The sequence below is a fragment of the Acinetobacter sp. AOR01_HL genome (assembly GCF_027855455.1).
Classification (GTDB): domain Bacteria; phylum Pseudomonadota; class Gammaproteobacteria; order Pseudomonadales; family Moraxellaceae; genus Acinetobacter; species Acinetobacter baumannii.
This window is the reverse complement of the sequence record NZ_JAKTIM010000052.1, coordinates 19126-37756: the sequence shown is the minus strand read 5'-3', so window position 1 is coordinate 37756 and position 18631 is coordinate 19126. Positions and strand designations below refer to the sequence as shown.

The window sequence follows — 18631 nt, the reverse complement described above, 5'->3', positions numbered from 1 at the left end:
AAAAAAACACCCCAACCTCTTTTGAGATTGGGGTGTTTAGAATAATGAGCTGGCGATGACTTACTCTCACATGGGTAATCCCACACTACCATCAGCGCTAAGAGGTTTCACTTCTGAGTTCGGGAAGGGATCAGGTGGTTCACTCTTGCTATGGTCGCCAGCACAACTGTTTATGGATACTTGCTTAGGTCTTACTTGATGCCGAAGCGTTTTCCAAATCTGTAACAGACTGGGCTGAATTGAATCTTACTTTATCTGTTCATTTTAGCTAGAGGTATAACTAAATCAAGTTGTCTTGCATATTTAAGAATCGATTGATGCTTCATATACAACTGCTTGGGTGTTGTATAGTCAAGCCTCACGAGCAATTAGTATTGGTCAGCTTCACATATCACTATGCTTCCACATCCAACCTATCAACGTCCTAGTCTCGAACGGCTCTTTAGAGGACATAAAGTCCTAGGGAAATCTTATCTTGAGGTAGGCTTCCCGCTTAGATGCTTTCAGCGGTTATCCCTTCCGAACATAGCTACCCGGCGATGCGACTGGCGTCACAACCGGTACACCAGAGGTTCGTCCACTCTGGTCCTCTCGTACTAGGAGCAGATCCTCTCAAATTTCCAGCGCCCACGGTAGATAGGGACCGAACTGTCTCACGACGTTCTAAACCCAGCTCGCGTACCTCTTTAAATGGCGAACAGCCATACCCTTGGGACCTGCTTCAGCCCCAGGATGAGATGAGCCGACATCGAGGTGCCAAACACCGCCGTCGATATGAACTCTTGGGCGGTATCAGCCTGTTATCCCCAGAGTACCTTTTATCCGTTGAGCGATGGCCCTTCCATACAGAACCACCGGATCACTAAGACCTACTTTCGTACCTGCTCGACTTGTGGGTCTCGCAGTTAAGCGCGCTTTTGCCTTTATACTCTACGCGTGATTTCCGACCACGCTGAGCGCACCTTCGTACTCCTCCGTTACTCTTTAGGAGGAGACCGCCCCAGTCAAACTACCCACCAGACACGGTCCTCGTCCCGGATCACGGGACAGAGTTAGAACCTCAACATTACCAGGGTGGTATTTCAAGGACGGCTCCACTGGAACTAGCGTTCCAGCTTCAAAGCCTCCCACCTATCCTACACAAGTAAGGTCAAAGTTCAGTGTCAAGCTGCAGTAAAGGTTCACGGGGTCTTTCCGTCTAGCCGCGGGTACACTGCATCTTCACAGCGATTTCGATTTCACTGAGCCTCTGCTGGAGACAGCGCCGCCATCATTATGCCATTCGTGCAGGTCGGAACTTACCCGACAAGGAATTTCGCTACCTTAGGACCGTTATAGTTACGGCCGCCGTTTACTGGGGCTTCGATCAAGAGCTTCGCTTACGCTAACCCCATCAATTAACCTTCCAGCACCGGGCAGGCATCACACCCTATACGTCCACTTTCGTGTTTGCAGAGTGCTATGTTTTTAATAAACAGTTGCAGCGGCCTGGTTTCTGCGGCTGTCGTCAGCTCAGGAAGCGAGTTCCATCACCAACAACAGCGTACCTTCTCCCGAAGTTACGGTACCATTTTGCCTAGTTCCTTCAGCAGAGTTCTCTCAAGCGCCTTGGTCTACTCGACCTGACCACCTGTGTCGGTTTCGGGTACGATTCCTGTGTAACTGAAGCTTAGAGACTTTTCCTGGAAGCATGGCATCAACCACTTCGCTGTACAAGTACAGCTTGCTATCAGATCTCAGCATAGAGTACCCCGGATTTGCCTAAGATACATGCCTACATCCTTTCACCTGGACAACCAACGCCAGGCTGATTTAGCCTTCTCCGTCCTCTCATCGCATTACACAGAAGTAATGGAATATTAACCATTTTCCCATCGACTACGCCTTTCGGCCTCGCCTTAGGGGTCGACTCACCCAGCCCCGATTAACGTTGGACTGGAACCCTTGGTCTTTCGGCGAACGGGTTTTTCACCCGTTTTGTCGTTACTCACGTCAGCATTCGCACTTCTGATACCTCCAGCATGCTTCTCAACACACCTTCATCGGCTTACAGAACGCTCCCCTACCACGTATACAAAGTATACATCCGCAGCTTCGGCACATAGTTTTAGCCCCGTTACATCTTCCGCGCAGGCCGACTCGACTAGTGAGCTATTACGCTTTCTTTAAAGGGTGGCTGCTTCTAAGCCAACCTCCTAGCTGTCTATGCCTTCCCACATCGTTTCCCACTTAACTATGATTTTGGGGCCTTAGCTGGCGGTCTGGATTGTTTTCCTCTTGACTACGGACGTTAGCACCCGCAGTCTGTCTCCCGGATAGTACTCATAGGTATTCGGAGTTTGCATCGGTTTGGTAAGTCGGGATGACCCCCTAGCCGAAACAGTGCTCTACCCCCTATGGTATTCGTCCGAGGCGCTACCTAAATAGCTTTCGGGGAGAACCAGCTATCACCAGGCTTGATTAGCCTTTCACCCCTATCCACAAGTCATCCCCTGGCTTTTCAACGACAGTGGGTTCGGTCCTCCAGTTAGTGTTACCCAACCTTCAACCTGCTCATGGATAGATCGCCTGGTTTCGGGTCTATACCCAGCAACTAAACGCCCTATTAAGACTCGATTTCTCTACGGCTCCCCTATACGGTTAACCTCGCTACTGAATATAAGTCGCTGACCCATTATACAAAAGGTACGCAGTCACACCACGAAGGTGCTCCCACTGCTTGTATGCATGCGGTTTCAGGATCTATTTCACTCCCCTCACAGGGGTTCTTTTCGCCTTTCCCTCACGGTACTGGTTCACTATCGGTCAGTCAGGAGTATTTAGCCTTGGAGGATGGTCCCCCCATATTCAGACAAGGTTTCACGTGCCTCGCCCTACTCGTCATCATTATGTGTGCCCTTTCGTGTACGGGAATATCACCCTCTACGTTCGCACTTCCCAGAGCGTTCCACTAAAACACACATAACTTAATGGGCTGATCCCCGTTCGCTCGCCGCTACTGAGGGAATCTCAATTGATTTCTTTTCCTAAGGGTACTGAGATGTTTCACTTCCCCTCGTTCGCCTTGCAACACTATGTATTCATGTTGCAATACCTACCTTAAAGTAGGTGGGTTCCCCCATTCAGACATCTCCGGATCAAAGGATATTTGCCGCCTCCCCGGAGCTTTTCGCAGGCTATCACGTCTTTCATCGCCTCTGACTGCCAAGGCATCCACCACATGCACTTAATTACTTGACTATACAACCCCAAACAGTCGATGTTACCTACAAGTTAGTAACTTCAACATTTCAGTTTAGAGCACTGTGCACTTAAGCACCGTACAGCTTCAATCTAAATTCACATACCAAAACGCTTGATTCAGTTAATTTGCTAGTTCTCAATTCATCTAGATTAATCGCTTAACCTAAACTCTTGAGTGAACAATTTATTTCAGACTCAATTTTGCCAATCTGTTAATGAGTTAATGTGTCTTCGTCAGATCACACTAATTACCGTGATAATGAAATCACAGAAGTTAATAAACCAAGATCTCAATCTTTATTTACTAATTTCTGTAATCCGAACTTATCTTAAGTTCTGGTGGAGACTAGGAGAGTCGAACTCCTGACCTCCTGCGTGCAAAGCAGGCGCTCTACCAACTAAGCTAAGTCCCCAGCTTACATCATCAATCATGTATCTTTTATCTATAACTTCAACCAGTCAAAGTCATGGTGGGTCTGACAAGACTTGAACTTGTGACCCCACGCTTATCAAGCGTGTGCTCTAACCAACTGAGCTACAGACCCTCAGATACATCTATGAAGAACAACTTGTTGTGGATTCTTACCAATCGTCAATCTTTCGTTAAGGAGGTGATCCAGCCGCAGGTTCCCCTACGGCTACCTTGTTACGACTTCACCCCAGTCATCGGCCACACCGTGGTAACCGCCCTCTTTGCAGTTAGGCTAGCTACTTCTGGTGCAACAAACTCCCATGGTGTGACGGGCGGTGTGTACAAGGCCCGGGAACGTATTCACCGCGGCATTCTGATCCGCGATTACTAGCGATTCCGACTTCATGGAGTCGAGTTGCAGACTCCAATCCGGACTACGATCGGCTTTTTGAGATTAGCATCACATCGCTGTGTAGCAACCCTTTGTACCGACCATTGTAGCACGTGTGTAGCCCTGGCCGTAAGGGCCATGATGACTTGACGTCGTCCCCGCCTTCCTCCAGTTTGTCACTGGCAGTATCCTTAAAGTTCCCATCCGAAATGCTGGCAAGTAAGGAAAAGGGTTGCGCTCGTTGCGGGACTTAACCCAACATCTCACGACACGAGCTGACGACAGCCATGCAGCACCTGTATCTAGATTCCCGAAGGCACCAATCCATCTCTGGAAAGTTTCTAGTATGTCAAGGCCAGGTAAGGTTCTTCGCGTTGCATCGAATTAAACCACATGCTCCACCGCTTGTGCGGGCCCCCGTCAATTCATTTGAGTTTTAGTCTTGCGACCGTACTCCCCAGGCGGTCTACTTATCGCGTTAGCTGCGCCACTAAAGCCTCAAAGGCCCCAACGGCTAGTAGACATCGTTTACGGCATGGACTACCAGGGTATCTAATCCTGTTTGCTCCCCATGCTTTCGTACCTCAGCGTCAGTATTAGGCCAGATGGCTGCCTTCGCCATCGGTATTCCTCCAGATCTCTACGCATTTCACCGCTACACCTGGAATTCTACCATCCTCTCCCATACTCTAGCTCACCAGTATCGAATGCAATTCCCAAGTTAAGCTCGGGGATTTCACATCCGACTTAATAAGCCGCCTACGCACGCTTTACGCCCAGTAAATCCGATTAACGCTCGCACCCTCTGTATTACCGCGGCTGCTGGCACAGAGTTAGCCGGTGCTTATTCTGCGAGTAACGTCCACTATCTCTAGGTATTAACTAAAGTAGCCTCCTCCTCGCTTAAAGTGCTTTACAACCATAAGGCCTTCTTCACACACGCGGCATGGCTGGATCAGGGTTCCCCCCATTGTCCAATATTCCCCACTGCTGCCTCCCGTAGGAGTCTGGGCCGTGTCTCAGTCCCAGTGTGGCGGATCATCCTCTCAGACCCGCTACAGATCGTCGCCTTGGTAGGCCTTTACCCCACCAACTAGCTAATCCGACTTAGGCTCATCTATTAGCGCAAGGTCCGAAGATCCCCTGCTTTCTCCCGTAGGACGTATGCGGTATTAGCATCCCTTTCGAGATGTTGTCCCCCACTAATAGGCAGATTCCTAAGCATTACTCACCCGTCCGCCGCTAGGTCCAGTAGCAAGCTACCTTCCCCCGCTCGACTTGCATGTGTTAAGCCTGCCGCCAGCGTTCAATCTGAGCCATGATCAAACTCTTCAGTTAAAATCATTTTGCACCTTATTTATAGACAAGGTACCAATTCTGGCTCATCAATTACTGACTTAAATTTCGCTCAAATAAACTTCGAGTAATTTAAACCAATCAATCAATGAAAATTATTTCGATTAATCAATCAGTAAAAATCCACACAAGTTGTTCTTCAATTCTCTTAATGATCTTCTTACTGGTTCGTCACCAGCAAGCTAGGTCGGCTATATTACTCTTAATCTCTTAAAAGTCAACAGGTAATTCCGATATTTTTAAAACTTATTCTCTAAACCAACTTCCCATCAAATTCATCACTTAAAGCAACCAATCTAATCACAAGTAACTGTTTTTCAACAAGTTTCTATCTGCATCACCGCCGATGGATGTGCATTATAGACCATCTCATTCCCTTTGCAACCCCTTTTTCTAGCATTTCATATCAAGCGTACATTTTTTAGGCTTTTCACTGGATATTAGATGAGATATTAAACTTTTTTTAGTTATTCAACTTCATGTAGAATAGATTATTCGTGCAATTGATTTGGCATTAACTCACCATGTGGCACTCCGCTAAGAAAGTATTATTTTGCATACTTGTAGTGTTTGCTACGAGTGGGCCTGCTTATGCCAATTCAAAACATAATTTTTATGTGCTCACTTTATCTATCTTAAGTTATAGCAAATGGGAGAATGTAAGCACACCTACTCTTTGCGTAATTGATAATGCATCAATTACTTCTACCTTCCAGTCTTATATTCAACAATTATCTTATAATTATCGTGTACAAACCGTTAATGCTAAAGATTTTTCTAAATCGCATTGCCAGGCTGTTTATTTCTCTACCACACCACCTCAGCAGCAACAAAATTTAATTCAGAATTATCCATATCGTTCTTTGCTTTCTTTAAGTATTAATAATCCAGAATGTGAAGTTGGTAGTATCTTTTGTTTATATAATCAAAATAATTACACCACTTTTAAAGTTAACTTAGATGCATTAAGCCATTCCAAGGTCCATATTGATCCAAGAGTTTTACTCTTGGCTAAGAACGCGGAGTAAGGATTATGATATCTAAGTTGTATCAATCCACTTCGCTACATGCACTTTTTAGAAAGTCTCAATTTACGATCTTTGCTATAACTTTCTTTATTTGCTCTTTTACATTTGTATCAATTTCCGTTTTTACGATGGAAACTTATGCAAAACAAAATTTGCAATTACTTAGCCATACTCTTCTTGAGCGTATTCAGCCTGCCGTTGTGTTTAACGATAAGATCACGATCGAACAAATCTTAAATGAATACACAAATGATCACTCTATTCGAGCGATTCATATTTATGACTCTGAACATCACCTGATTGCTCAAAGTTTTAAGTTGTCGAGTCAAACTTCAGTGTTAGAGAAATGGTTTGATCACTGGTTTTTAAATGAGCCGGTACATTTAACGATTTATCATCATCAACAGAATGTAGGTGAACTCACCCTTTTTGGTAGTTCTGAAAAAATATTGCAATTTTTAAAGATGATTATGGTCGGCCTTGCTATTGCGATGCTATTTATTGTTTGTGCATTGTGGTGGTCAGTGAATTTGACTTATCGTCAAATTATGCAAGCGATTTACCCACTCACAAATATTGCTCAAATCGTGAGTGAACAAAAAGCTTATAACCTTCGTTTTCCTTATAACCGAATAAAAGAGTTTCAAGATCTAAATACAGTTTTTAATGAGTTACTTGAAGAAATTCAGATTTGGGATAATCAGCTGCAAAAGGAAAATCGTAAATTATCGTTTCAAGCTCATCATGACCAGCTGACCCTATTACCGAATAGACATTATTTTTATCAAATACTATTAGATATGTTTGAAGATAAGGATTTTGATAATAAGTCAGCCTTATTGTTTATAGATAACAATAACTTCAAATCAATTAATGATCAGTTCGGGCATTTAGCTGGTGATGAAGTTTTAAAAGAGATGGCGAAAAGGTTACAAACGCGTTTACGTCATCAAGATTTTATTGCCCGTTTAGGCGGTGATGAATTTGCGGTTATTTTGCATTCCATTACGCATGCCGATCATTTAATATCTATTGCTGAAAATTTACTCGAAAGCTGTAAAGAACCTTTGCATCTAAATGATCAAACGATTTATTTCAGTTTTAGTGTAGGGATTGCTTTATCCCAATTTGCGTCTAGTCCAGAAGATTTTATTATGCAAGCAGATCAAGCGATGTATAAGGCTAAGACTTCTGAGCAACATTGGTTTATTTATAAACCAGAGAATTAAATTTAGGCTAATTTATGAATACAAGATCTTTGAAACTCTCCTTTATTGCATTGCTGTGCATTGCGCTTGCAGGCTGCTTGAGTTTTGGTCCTTTGAAATATCGTCAAGTAAAAATGCTAAAAAAAGAGGGGTTTGTACTTACTAATGAAGGCTGGACTCTAGGTTTACCAGAACGCTTATTATTTGATTTTAATGACGCAACATTAAAACAAAGTCATGAAGCAGAGCTTACACGTTTAGCAAATCAATTAAATAAATATGATTTGAATAAATTAAAAATCGTTGGTCACACTGACGATGTAGGTAATCCTGAATACAACCAAAAGTTATCTGAAGAACGTGCACAAAGTGTTGCGAACCTCTTTTTGACTCACGGTTTTAAAAAGGAAAATATTTACGTTATTGGACGTGGTTCAACTCAACCGTACGTACCGAATACAACCAATGAAAATCGGGCAATTAATCGTCGTGTTGCTATCGTAATTATTCCTTAAATTTCTCATTATAAAAAAGCCAATCCTTTGTGATTGGCTTTTTTGTTTTATACAAGTTCAATAATATCAATAGTAGGCGGTACACGAAATCTTAATGGTATTCCAACCATACCTGTTCCTACGGTAACAAATACATCAGCGTGTTCATGCGAATAGAAACCACGTTTATGGCCTAAAATTGATACTTTTTTCATAATATAGTTGGTTACCCACGGAAGTTCGACCTGCCCTCCATGTGTATGACCTGACAACATTAAAGGGCGATTAGGTAATTTAGGGACCATATCTACCGTATCGGGGTTATGGGAAAGAATTAACCATGGTTTATCTTGAGGTAAGTCTGGCATTGAACGCATATCGGTTTTCCCTGCCCATAAGTCACCAATCCCGATTAAACGAAACTCATCAAACTCAACAATTTTTCCTTCAATATCCATTACATCATTGTAGTGAAGTGCATCTTTTAATAATTGTTGAATAGGCGGACCCGGATATTGCTCGTCATGGTTCCCTGGAACTGAATAAACTGGAGCTTTAATATCTTTAAGTACACTCAGTTCCTGTACTAGCTTATCTTCTGGCTCATAAGTCCAGTCTCCTGCCACAACTACTAAGTCTGGCTGTTGTTCATTAAGCTTTTTCACAATGATTTTGAGTTGACGTTCATGCCCAGAGAATAGGCCTATATGTAAGTCTGCAATTAAAGCGACTTTTACAGGTTTAGCAAAACGGCGATCTGGGTTTAAACGATATTGGTGAACATCGACACGTACCATATGTGGCTCTATAAAACGTGCGTAAATGAGAATACCGCTTAATAAAAAGATAAAAATGGTTTCATGAATTGAGTAATAACCTATCCAACCGGCATATAAATTAAAGAACCAAAGTGGAATAAGAAGATAAGATAGATAAAAAGCAAGTAAGTGAACAAAAGCTTTAAATGGATGAATCGTTTCAGTACGTGATTGATGAACCCAAGCTTCAATAATTCCCCAGAGAGCAAGTATTGAAAAAATAAGGTAAAAACAAAAGATGATTGAATTTGGGTTCCACATTACGATTCTCGACTTATCTTATATTGATTGCTAGTAATCAAATTCAATATTTATCTTTCAATATGCACGAATTATACTCTAGCTCACCTTATCGTATGTATTGATTATGGCACAATCCTTTCATTCCAAACAGCTTCAAACTCATCAACTGGCTAAAGGCTTTTTGATTAAAGCTTCTATAGTCGTATGTTCAAGTTTCGCTGTGGCTTTGACAGGTTGTAGCACATTACCCAAACATAGCCCTGAACCAATCCAGTACGCACGAGATATCGATACATCTCAAACTTCTCTTTCAAAAATTATTACGCCTTTACGTGAAAAAAATCCGAATTTAACGGGTTATCATCTTTTAAATGATCCCTTAGAAGCGCTCGCGGCTCGCTTAAGGCTGATTGATAAAGCCGAAAAGACTTTAGATTTACAATACTATATTTGGGATAACGATAAAGTCGGTGCTTTAGCTTTACATGCAATTATTCGTGCTGCTGATCGTGGTGTTAAAGTACGTTTATTAATTGACGATAATAATGCTAAAAAGATGGAAGGCGTGTTACTCGCGCTTTCTCAACATAAAAATATTGAAGTTAAATTATTTAACCCCTACCGTTTCCGCAAATATCGCGCGATGGATATGATTTTAGACTTAAAGCGTATCAATCGTCGTATGCATAACAAGAGCTTTATTGCTGATAATCAGGTTGCGCTTATTGGTGGGCGCAATATGACAAATCAGTATTACAACGTTAGTGACAGTTACCAGTTTTCTGACGTCGATGTCATGTTGGTTGGTGCTGCCGTTGATGATATCGTGAATTCTTTTGATGACTACTGGAATCATGAATATGCATATTCAGTCCAAAGTATCGTCAGTGCTCAACAACACCGTTTGCGCTATGAAAGCTTAAAACAACAACTTGATGCTCATTATCAACAAGCCACCGTTCAGAACTTCCTTGACTTAACCTCTAGATCACATGCTTTTGATAAATGGTTAGACCGTAATATTAAATTTGATTGGGTTAAAGCAGAGGTTGTGAAAGACTCACCTGATAAAATTAGATCAAAAGCGAAAAAAGAAGAACATTTAAATTTCCAATTGATTAACCATTTGGAAAAACCAGAAAGCAATGTTGACCTGATTTCGGCTTATTTTATTCCAGAAAAGCAAGGCGCTAAAATTTTAAGTACGCTTGCTAAAGAAGGTGTAGAAGTTCGAGTTTTAACAAACTCATTCAAAGCAAATGACGTAGCTGTTGTTCATGCGTTTTATGGAAAATATCGTAAAGAACTTTTGAAAAACGGCGTTCAACTGTATGAGTTTTTACCGACTCCAGATAAACGCGATTTGAATAAGAATACGGATGAACTGGCAACCAAAGCGAAAGTAAACATGAAAGGTTTAAGCCGCTCAAGTTTACACACCAAACTTATGGCATTAGATGAACAGGTTTTTATTGGTTCATTCAACTTTGACCCACGTTCGGCGTATTTAAATACTGAAATTGGCGTAATTTTAGATAGTCCATCACTGGCCAAAACAATTCACCATACGATGGATGAAAACTTAAACAAATATGCTTATAAATTAAAGCTCGATCCAAACAATCATATTTACTGGCAACAGGAAACTCCAAAAGGCCCTGTAATTTATAAAAAAGAACCAGAAATGAAATGGTGGCAAAAGGCAGGCATGAAACTACTATCATGGCTGCCACTCGAAGGTTTTATGTAATTAACTTTTTGGCTTAAGTACTTTTTTATGTAATTGAGCCAATCCTTCAACCATTTTTTCTTGCACTTCTTGAGTCAAACTTTTTACATCATGGCCTTCTACCGAAATAGGAGGAAGTGTAAGTAAATGAGCTGTTACTTTCGGCATTTCTAGCACACGTTGAATATGCTCAACGAATGACATCTCACCAATAAATGGTGCAACGGTATCTAACTCACCATGACGGTTTACGTAACAGATTAAACATACCTGTACCGGACGCTGAGCTTCGATAGCAGCTCCGAGTAAACGACCATGAACCCGCTTAACAGAATGGCCATCTGTAGTAGTCGCTTCAGGGAAAAATAAAACTGGAATATTTTGTTTTAAAAATTCGGTAATTTGCTCTCGAATTTTAATGGAGTCACCTGATCCACGTTTAATAAATAAGGTGCCCCCACCTTTCGCCAAATTGCCAAGAATAGGCCACTTTTCTATCTCGGCTTTAGCTAAGAAGAAGACACGTGCACCTGAACCTAAAACGGCGATATCAAGCCAAGAAATATGGTTACTCACCCATAAAGCGGGCTCTCTAGGGATTGTGCCATGTACTTGAACTTCAAGATTAAATACTTGACATAAACGACGACAGAAATATTGAACATATCGAGTGTTAACAGGGTTATTTGGATCTTTATAAAGTCCATGACGATAAACTAAGTAAAAACCTTCACTGATTGCCGCAGTCGCTGAAGTAACTTTTTTTCCGTATAAACCTATTTTTGAAAATTTCTTTAACGTTGAATTCACTATACTTTGCGTTTGAGTCATAAAATTTCACTAACGATCAATCATTGTTATACCCATCTCGAGCCATTCTATACGTTTCGGAATAAACTTGCATCGCTGTGTGATAGACACAAATAAAAATAAAATGCGCTGTAGTTAATCTAAAGAATAAGAATAAACCCTTTCCCCTTTTGTCCAAGTTTCCTCTAGAATAAAGTTTTACCTTATTCAGGATTTATAGCCACGTGGAATATGTTGATCGGCATCAAGGCGGTGAACGCACAATATTAGTGAGTGTGTCTGTACAATTATTAGATGATCTGGATGCCGAAGAATTTGCTCTACTTGCACAGTCAGCTGGTGCAGATATTCTTGAGCACATTAAAGTTCAACGTAATAAACCGGACCCTAAGTTTTTTATTGGTTCAGGTAAAGTTGATGAGATTGCAGAACAAGTTCAGGAATTAGAAGCAAGTCTTGTTATTTTTGATCATGCATTAACCCCTGCCCAAGAGCGTAATTTAGAAAAGATTTTAAAATGCCGCGTTATTGACCGCACCGGTCTCATCTTAGATATTTTTGCCCAGCGCGCGCGGACCCATGAAGGTAAATTACAAGTTGAACTTGCTCAGTTAAAACATTTATCCACCCGTTTAATCCGTGGTTGGTCTGCTGATTTTGAACAACAAAAAGGTGGTATTGGTTTACGCGGTCCCGGTGAATCACAACTCGAAACAGACCGTCGTCTCATTCGTGTTCGTATTACCCAGTTAAAAGATAAGTTAGAGAAAGTCCATCAAACCCGTATGCAAGGACGAGCTGCAAGACAAAAAGCTTCGATCCCAACTGTTTCATTAGTCGGTTATACCAACGCGGGTAAATCAACCTTATTTAATATTTTAGCGAAAAGTGATGTGTATGCAGCCGACCAACTATTTGCAACACTTGATCCAACCTTACGCCGTCTAGAATGGGACGGAATTGGTACGGTGGTTCTAGCAGATACTGTAGGGTTCGTACGAAACTTACAACATGATTTGGTCGAATCATTTAAAGCAACTTTAGAAGAAACGCTTGAAGCTACCCTGCTTTTACATGTCATCGATAGCAGTAGTCATGACATGCTTGACCAGATTGAAGCCGTTGAAAGTGTATTGAAGGAAATTGGAGCGGATGCACCCGTACTTCGTGTTTATAACAAAATTGATTTGAGTGGCGAAGAGGCAAAAATTATTTATTCAGAGCCCCATGTTCCAGATCGTGTTTATGTATCTGCACACTCAGGGTTAGGTCTAGATTTACTTCGCCAAGCCGTACAAGAATGTCTAATGGGACAACTTCAACACTTCTCATTGGTACTTAAACCTGCTTATGGCAAATTGCGTACTCAACTTTATGCTTTAAATGTCATTCAATCTGAGCATTATGACGATGAAGGGCTATTACATATCGATATACGAATTGCACCTCATAAGCTTGAGCAGTTAATTCGCCAAGCAAAACTCCCTATAGATGAGATATTAGGTGAACGCGCAAGTCAGTTTAAAAGACCACTGGAAGAGTTTGAAATCAAGCACTAGATCAGTTAAAACTTGATAAGTAAACTTTTAGAGATAAAAAATATGGATAAGATCAAAAGTATAGACTGGGCAGCATGGGTAGGAACTTTACTACTTATTATCGGTTTTCGCGAAGGCTCAGTCATCGTTATGCGTGCTTTTGGTCATCCAGAGTTAGGCAATCTGGTAGGTTTAATTAGTTTACTTATCGTTTTACTGATTTGGCGTAAATTTAAGAAAATCCCGTTAAGACTTGTCGATACTAATAATAAAGTCATGAAAGAAAGTGGTTTTGCTTTTTTACCTATTTGTGCAGGCTCCTTAATTATGCTGGTACATATGGGTAAAGAAATTCCGTTATTTCTTTTTGTTTTGGTAGTGAGCACCCTTATACCCTTGTGGGTCTATGCAAAAATGGCAAAACATTGGTTATAAGGAGAATAAAATGTTTATGATTCTTTATGGTTTTTTGATCACTTTAGTTGGCTACCTTTGTGCAAAACCATTAAACCGCCGCTTTCCTCAAGTTCCTCTTTTAGTTTTCGGCATGTTCATTGTCATTGGGCTATTATCAATCTTGAAAGTTCCCTATGAAGAATACCGGCTTTACGTAAATGATTTATTTAGTCATTTATTAGGCTATGTCACGGTTGCTTTAGCTATACCTTTGGCTGCAATGCGTTATGACGATTTACCTCTTAAATCGGTGATTGGTATTTTATGCTTTGCCAGCATTAGTGCCGTTGCTTTACCAATGGGCCTTGCTTACCTATTGCATATGTCTGAGCCGACTATTTTGGCTTTTGCTACACGTGCAGTAACCACCCCAATTGCTTTAAACATCGCAACCTTATTACATGCTCCAGAGACATTAGTCACTCTCATTGTAATTTTATCCGGAGTTATTGGTGCAGCATTTTCACCATTTTTACTTAAGCATATACACGATGAAAGAGCTTCAGGTTTAGCTCTAGGCTTAGCTGCACATGCAATTGGAACTGCTCAGGCTTGGCAACGTGGACCTGTAGCAGGTCGTTATGCGGCATTCGGTATGGCATTAAACGGTGTATTTACTGCTATTTGGCTACCAACCTTCATGTTATCTTTTGGAATACACTGATTAAAAAGTAGTTTAAATAAACATTGAACCCGTTATTAATTACAAATAAGATGGACCTTTCAAATCTAAAAGGATTTTTTGATTATGGGGAAATTTTTTGTTGGAGCTTTGCTCCTAGTGGGAATAAATACAGCTACTTTTGCAGCTGATATTACAGGTCTTTGGCAAACGATTGATGATAAAACAGGTACACCTAAAGCACATGTAGAAATACGGAAAGAGGCAAATGGTACTTATGCAGGTAAAATCGTAAAAATAACACCACGCCCAGGTTATACGCCAAAAGAAATTTGTGATAACTGTCCTGCACCTTATACCAATAAGCCTATTTTAGGCTTAGATATCGCAACCGGGCTCAAGCAAACTGATAATTCAACCTATACAGGTGGAAAAATTCTAGACCCAAATACTGGTAAAGTTTACGGATTAAAAGCAAAACTTAGTGCAAATGGTAAACGTCTACATATGCGCGGTTACCTTGGGGTATCTGCTTTAGGTCGTAATCAGATCTGGATTCGCCTAGAATAAATATCTTAAAAATAAAAAAAGCCGCTTCAGCGGCTTTTTTTATTACATAACAGGATTGCTCACAGAAAAAGCTTGTTGATCTTCAAGACGATAAGCAATTAAGTTTTTACCCCATACACAACCACCATCAACATTTTGGATGTGTTCACTAGTAGTTCTACCCTCTAGAGCAGCCCAATGTCCAAAAAATATTTGATGGGTTTGTGCAGCCTTACTTGGAAATTCAAACCACGGTAAATAACCTTCTGGCATTGGTGCATCTAAAGTATCTTTAAAACTAAACTCCAAAGCCCCTTCTGCATTAGTTAAACGCATACGAGTTAAGTAGTTGGTAATACAGCGTAAACGTTCATTACCTGTCAAATCATCTGTCCAAAGATCGGGTTTTGAACCATACATTTCAGCTAAAAATGCATCTAGCACAGATAAATCATCATGCGCCAATACAGCCTCAACTTCTTTTGCCAATGCAGCAGTTTTTTGTGCATCCCAAATACAAGGTACACCTGCGTGCGTCAGTATTGTTTGCTCATTTGGAAATAAACATAACGGCTGTTTACGTAACCAATCGATAAGATCATCACCATCCACGGCGTCAATAACATCCTGCGTGCGATCTTTTTCTTTAATTTCCTTAAGACCACGAGCACCGGCAATCAGGGTTAAATCATGATTACCTAATACGGTAGCAGCAGCCCCTCGATCAGCTAGTTTTTTAATAAAACGTAGAGCACCTACAGAGTTTTCACCACGTGCAACCAAGTCACCAGCAAACCAGATAAAATCTTGATCAGGGTCAAAACGTATTTCTTTTAATAGCGCTTTGAGTGCCTCAAAACAACCTTGCACATCTCCAATTACATAGTTATAGCGCTTAGTCATTTATGCCACCATTTGATCTGCCAAAGCCACAAACTCTGCAAGAGTTAAAGTTTCTGGACGAGCCATTGGGTCGACTCCTGCTTTCTCGAAACCATCCTCTGCCAACATACCTTTAAGACTGTTTCTTAGCGTTTTACGGCGCTGAGTAAAGACGTGGGCAACCAAGCGAGCTAAAGCTTTTTCATCTTTCGCCGTAATTGGTTTTTGTTCGTAAGGAACCAAGCGAAATACTGCACTTGTCACTTTTGGTGGCGGGTTAAATGCGCCTGCTGGAACTTCAAATAAAAAGGTAGGCTGACAATAATATTGGATCATGACTGATAAACGGCCATATTCTTTTGTATTCGGTTCAGCAGTAATACGTTCTACCACTTCTTTTTGCAACATGAAGTGCATGTCTTTAACTTGGCTACCAAATTCCAAGAGATGAAAAAGTAATGGTGTAGAAATGTTATAAGGCAAATTGCCGACAACGCGTAATGGACGCCCATCTTTTATAAGCTGACTAAAATCATATTTTAATGCATCAGCTTCTACGATAGTTAAACGTTCTGGATGGGGCACGCGTTCAGGTAAGCCGGCAGCTAAATCACGGTCTAATTCAACTACAGTTAATGCATCACATTCTCCAATTAAAGGAGAAGTTAAAGCAGCTAAACCTGGACCAATTTCGACGATATTATCACCCGTACGCGGATTGACTGAGCGTACAATTTTAGCAATGACTCGTTGATCATGTAAGAAGTTTTGACCAAAACGTTTACGAGCTTTATGCCCTTCATCTTTCGGGTTTAGGGCATTAATTTGATACATAGAACATTTCCAACATGAAAAATTTAACTCGCTGCCAAAGATAAAGCTAAATCGACAGCGACATTTAAACTTGAGCTTTTTGCCAATCCTGTCCCAGCTAAAGACAGAGCAGTACCATGATCGACCGAAGTTCGAATAAATGATAAGCCCAATGTGATATTGATTGCTTCACCAAAACCCTGTGATTTTAACACAGGTAAGCCTTGATCATGGTACATCGCAAGAACAGCGTCAGCATTTTTAAGATGTTCGGGCGTAAATAAAGTATCAGCTGGTAAACTTAAACTTAATTTAACTCCCTGTGATCGGTAGGTTTCAAGTACCGGATTGATCGTATCAATCTCTTCACGTCCCAAATAACCATCTTCGCCCGCATGAGGATTTAATCCACATACTAAGACTCGAGGATCATTAATTTTAAACTTGGTCTTTAAATCGTGAAGTAAAATATCAATCACTTGATGCAAGCGTTCTTTGGTAATTGCATCTGCAACATCTCTTAATGGTAAATGAGTGGTCGCCAGAGCCACCCGCAACGTTTTCGTTGCCAGCATCATAACAACACGCTCTACGCCTGCAAATTCTTGATAATATTCAGTATGTCCACTAAATAAAATCCCTGCATCATTAATCACCGACTTTTGAACAGGAGCAGTGGCTACACCGACGCTCTTACCAGACATAGCATAATCGGCTGAACGACGTAATTGCTCTAATACATAAGCGGCATTAGCAGCATTAAGCTGTCCATCAACGACTATAGTTTCTAGGGGTACATGTTCTATATAAAGCTCGCCTTGCAAAGACGATTCAGCTTGTCCGCTATACTCTAAAAATTTAATGTCTAGACCAAGCTTTTGAGCGCGTTGTTGTAATAAATTTCGATCAGCCAAAACCACAACAGGACGTTCATCAACCCGTTTTGCCAGACTCAAACAAATATCTGGACCAATACCGGCAGGTTCACCGGAAGTGACATATAAAGGCAGCACAATCACCCCCGACACATCTCTAAAATTTGAATTATTTTAACATATCCTACATTCATCGGATTAGGGATAAAATTATGTAGCTTATATGGGATTTTTCTTGTGATTGACAACAAACTCGTTTAGAATCTCGTCTCCTTTTTGTTTGAGCGATGTCTAGCTCAAACCAACTATAATAGGTAGTGTTTGAATGAAAACTCTCAGCGCAAAGCCTGCTGAAGTACAACACGATTGGTTCGTTGTTGATGCTACAGGTAAAACTCTTGGTCGTTTAGCGACTGAAATTGCACGTCGTTTACGCGGTAAGCACAAAACTTCTTATACTCCTCACGTTGACACTGGTGACTACATCATCGTTATCAATGCTGAACAAGTTCAAGTGACTGGTAACAAAGCGCTTGACAAGAAATACTATCGCCACACTGAATTCCCAGGCGGTTTAAAAGAAACTAATTTCGAAAAATTAGTTGCTCACAAACCTGAAGAAATCTTTGAACGTGCTGTTAAAGGCATGTTGCCAAAAGGTCCTCTTGGTTATGCAATGATCAAGAAGATGAAAGTGTACGCTGGTAGCGAGCATCCACACGCTGCTCAACAGCCACAAGTTTTGGACATCTAAGGGATACAGCACATGGCTACTAATTATGGTACAGGTCGCCGTAAGACCGCAACTGCACGTGTTTTCTTGTCAGCTGGTACAGGCAAACTCGTTATTAACAACCGTACTTTAGAGCAATATTTCGGTCGTGAAACTGCTCGTATGGTTGTTCGTCAACCTTTAGAGCTTTTAGAAGCTACTGAAAAATATGACCTTTACATCACTGTTAAAGGTGGTGGTATCGGTGGTCAAGCTGGTGCGATCCGTCACGGTATTACTCGTGCACTTATCGCTGCTGACGAAACTTTAAAACCTGTTCTTCGTCAAGCTGGTTTCGTTACTCGTGATGCTCGTGAAGTTGAACGTAAGAAACTTGGTTTACGTAAAGCTCGTAAACGTCCTCAATTCTCTAAACGTTAATTCGTTTACCG

General features: G+C 41.1%; 15 protein-coding genes, 2 tRNA genes and 3 rRNA genes. 10 read left to right on the top strand and 10 right to left on the bottom strand.

All coding sequences use genetic code 11. The annotated features are described in order from the left end of the window. Positions 1-47 precede the first annotated feature (47 nt). The 5 genes from rrf to MKL62_RS16645 form a co-directional block, all read right to left on the bottom strand. Positions 48-162 (bottom strand): 5S ribosomal RNA (rrf, locus tag MKL62_RS16665). Positions 163-347: 185 nt separating this feature from the next. Beyond that, positions 348-3240: ribosomal RNA gene (locus tag MKL62_RS16660) — 23S ribosomal RNA — on the bottom strand. A 340-nt stretch (positions 3241-3580) separates the two neighbouring features. Then, a tRNA-Ala gene (locus MKL62_RS16655) sits at positions 3581-3656 on the bottom strand. A gap of 55 nt (positions 3657-3711) precedes the next feature. After that, positions 3712-3788: transfer RNA gene (locus tag MKL62_RS16650), tRNA-Ile, on the bottom strand. A gap of 59 nt (positions 3789-3847) precedes the next feature. After that, positions 3848-5384 (bottom strand): 16S ribosomal RNA (locus MKL62_RS16645). Together the 16S, 23S and 5S rRNA genes with 2 tRNA genes alongside form the textbook arrangement of a ribosomal RNA operon. A 542-nt stretch (positions 5385-5926) precedes the next feature. Between MKL62_RS16645 and MKL62_RS16640 the strand changes: the two genes are divergently transcribed. From MKL62_RS16640 to MKL62_RS16630, 3 genes are read left to right on the top strand one after another with little or no spacing between them, the layout of a single operon-like run. Continuing rightward, on the top strand, positions 5927-6430 hold the full coding sequence (locus MKL62_RS16640; protein ID WP_001985194.1) for a regulatory sequestration protein YfiR: 504 nt from the start codon (positions 5927-5929) through the stop codon (positions 6428-6430). 5 nt (positions 6431-6435) lie between these two features. Further along, positions 6436-7659 carry a diguanylate cyclase DgcN/YfiN gene (locus MKL62_RS16635; RefSeq protein ID WP_002014284.1) on the top strand — a complete coding sequence of 408 codons (1224 nt, stop codon included), beginning with the start codon at positions 6436-6438 and terminating at the stop codon, positions 7657-7659. A gap of 14 nt (positions 7660-7673) precedes the next feature. Further along, a complete protein-coding gene (locus MKL62_RS16630) occupies positions 7674-8153 on the top strand; it encodes an outer membrane lipoprotein YfiB (RefSeq protein ID WP_001097560.1) in 480 nt (159 codons plus the stop codon). A gap of 47 nt (positions 8154-8200) precedes the next feature. Here MKL62_RS16630 and MKL62_RS16625 read toward each other — a convergent pair whose 3' ends face one another. Further along, the gene (locus MKL62_RS16625) at positions 8201-9211 is read right to left on the bottom strand and encodes a metallophosphoesterase (RefSeq protein ID WP_000267335.1); all 1011 of its coding nucleotides are present in this window, start codon (positions 9209-9211) and stop codon (positions 8201-8203) included. A 106-nt stretch (positions 9212-9317) separates the two neighbouring features. On the opposite strand from MKL62_RS16625, the gene MKL62_RS16620 reads away from it, so the two are divergent. Further along, positions 9318-10943, top strand: coding sequence for a phospholipase D family protein (locus MKL62_RS16620; RefSeq protein WP_000079184.1), 1626 nt, complete (start codon positions 9318-9320; stop codon positions 10941-10943). Here the strand turns inward: MKL62_RS16620 and MKL62_RS16615 are convergent, their stop codons facing one another. Continuing rightward, complete coding sequence (locus MKL62_RS16615; RefSeq protein ID WP_000195147.1) at positions 10944-11753, bottom strand: lysophospholipid acyltransferase family protein; 810 nt, start codon at positions 11751-11753, stop codon at positions 10944-10946. A 203-nt stretch (positions 11754-11956) separates the two neighbouring features. Here MKL62_RS16615 and hflX point away from each other — a divergent pair, with 203 nt between their 5' ends. From hflX to MKL62_RS16595, 4 genes are all read left to right on the top strand, one after another. After that, on the top strand, positions 11957-13291 hold the full coding sequence (gene hflX / locus MKL62_RS16610) for a ribosome rescue GTPase HflX (RefSeq protein ID WP_030423609.1): 1335 nt from the start codon (positions 11957-11959) through the stop codon (positions 13289-13291). A 42-nt stretch (positions 13292-13333) separates the two neighbouring features. Next, positions 13334-13705, top strand: coding sequence for a hypothetical protein (locus tag MKL62_RS16605; protein ID WP_030423608.1), 372 nt, complete (start codon positions 13334-13336; stop codon positions 13703-13705). 10 nt (positions 13706-13715) lie between these two features. Continuing rightward, entirely contained in the window at positions 13716-14390 is a 675-nt protein-coding gene (locus tag MKL62_RS16600; protein ID WP_000480818.1) for an LrgB family protein, read from the top strand. An 84-nt stretch (positions 14391-14474) separates the two neighbouring features. Beyond that, the gene (locus tag MKL62_RS16595) at positions 14475-14918 is read left to right on the top strand and encodes a DUF2147 domain-containing protein (protein ID WP_000514366.1); all 444 of its coding nucleotides are present in this window, start codon (positions 14475-14477) and stop codon (positions 14916-14918) included. Positions 14919-14960: 42 nt separating this feature from the next. Here the strand turns inward: MKL62_RS16595 and MKL62_RS16590 are convergent, their stop codons facing one another. From MKL62_RS16590 to pdxA, 3 genes are read right to left on the bottom strand one after another with little or no spacing between them, the layout of a single operon-like run. After that, entirely contained in the window at positions 14961-15800 is an 840-nt protein-coding gene (locus tag MKL62_RS16590; RefSeq protein ID WP_005127692.1) for a symmetrical bis(5'-nucleosyl)-tetraphosphatase, read from the bottom strand. Beyond that, a complete protein-coding gene (gene rsmA / locus MKL62_RS16585; protein ID WP_005127693.1) occupies positions 15801-16613 on the bottom strand; it encodes a 16S rRNA (adenine(1518)-N(6)/adenine(1519)-N(6))-dimethyltransferase RsmA in 813 nt (270 codons plus the stop codon). A gap of 23 nt (positions 16614-16636) precedes the next feature. Then, complete coding sequence (pdxA, locus tag MKL62_RS16580) at positions 16637-17620, bottom strand: 4-hydroxythreonine-4-phosphate dehydrogenase PdxA (protein WP_094320791.1); 984 nt, start codon at positions 17618-17620, stop codon at positions 16637-16639. Between the two features lie 172 nt (positions 17621-17792). On the opposite strand from pdxA, the gene rplM reads away from it, so the two are divergent. Next, positions 17793-18221 (top strand): 50S ribosomal protein L13, encoded by a 429-nt coding sequence (gene rplM, locus MKL62_RS16575; RefSeq protein ID WP_000854895.1) that lies wholly within the window; start codon positions 17793-17795, stop codon positions 18219-18221. A 12-nt stretch (positions 18222-18233) separates the two neighbouring features. After that, positions 18234-18620, top strand: a complete 387-nt coding sequence (rpsI, locus tag MKL62_RS16570; protein WP_000224786.1) for a 30S ribosomal protein S9 — start codon at positions 18234-18236, stop codon at positions 18618-18620. Positions 18621-18631: the final 11 nt, after the last annotated feature.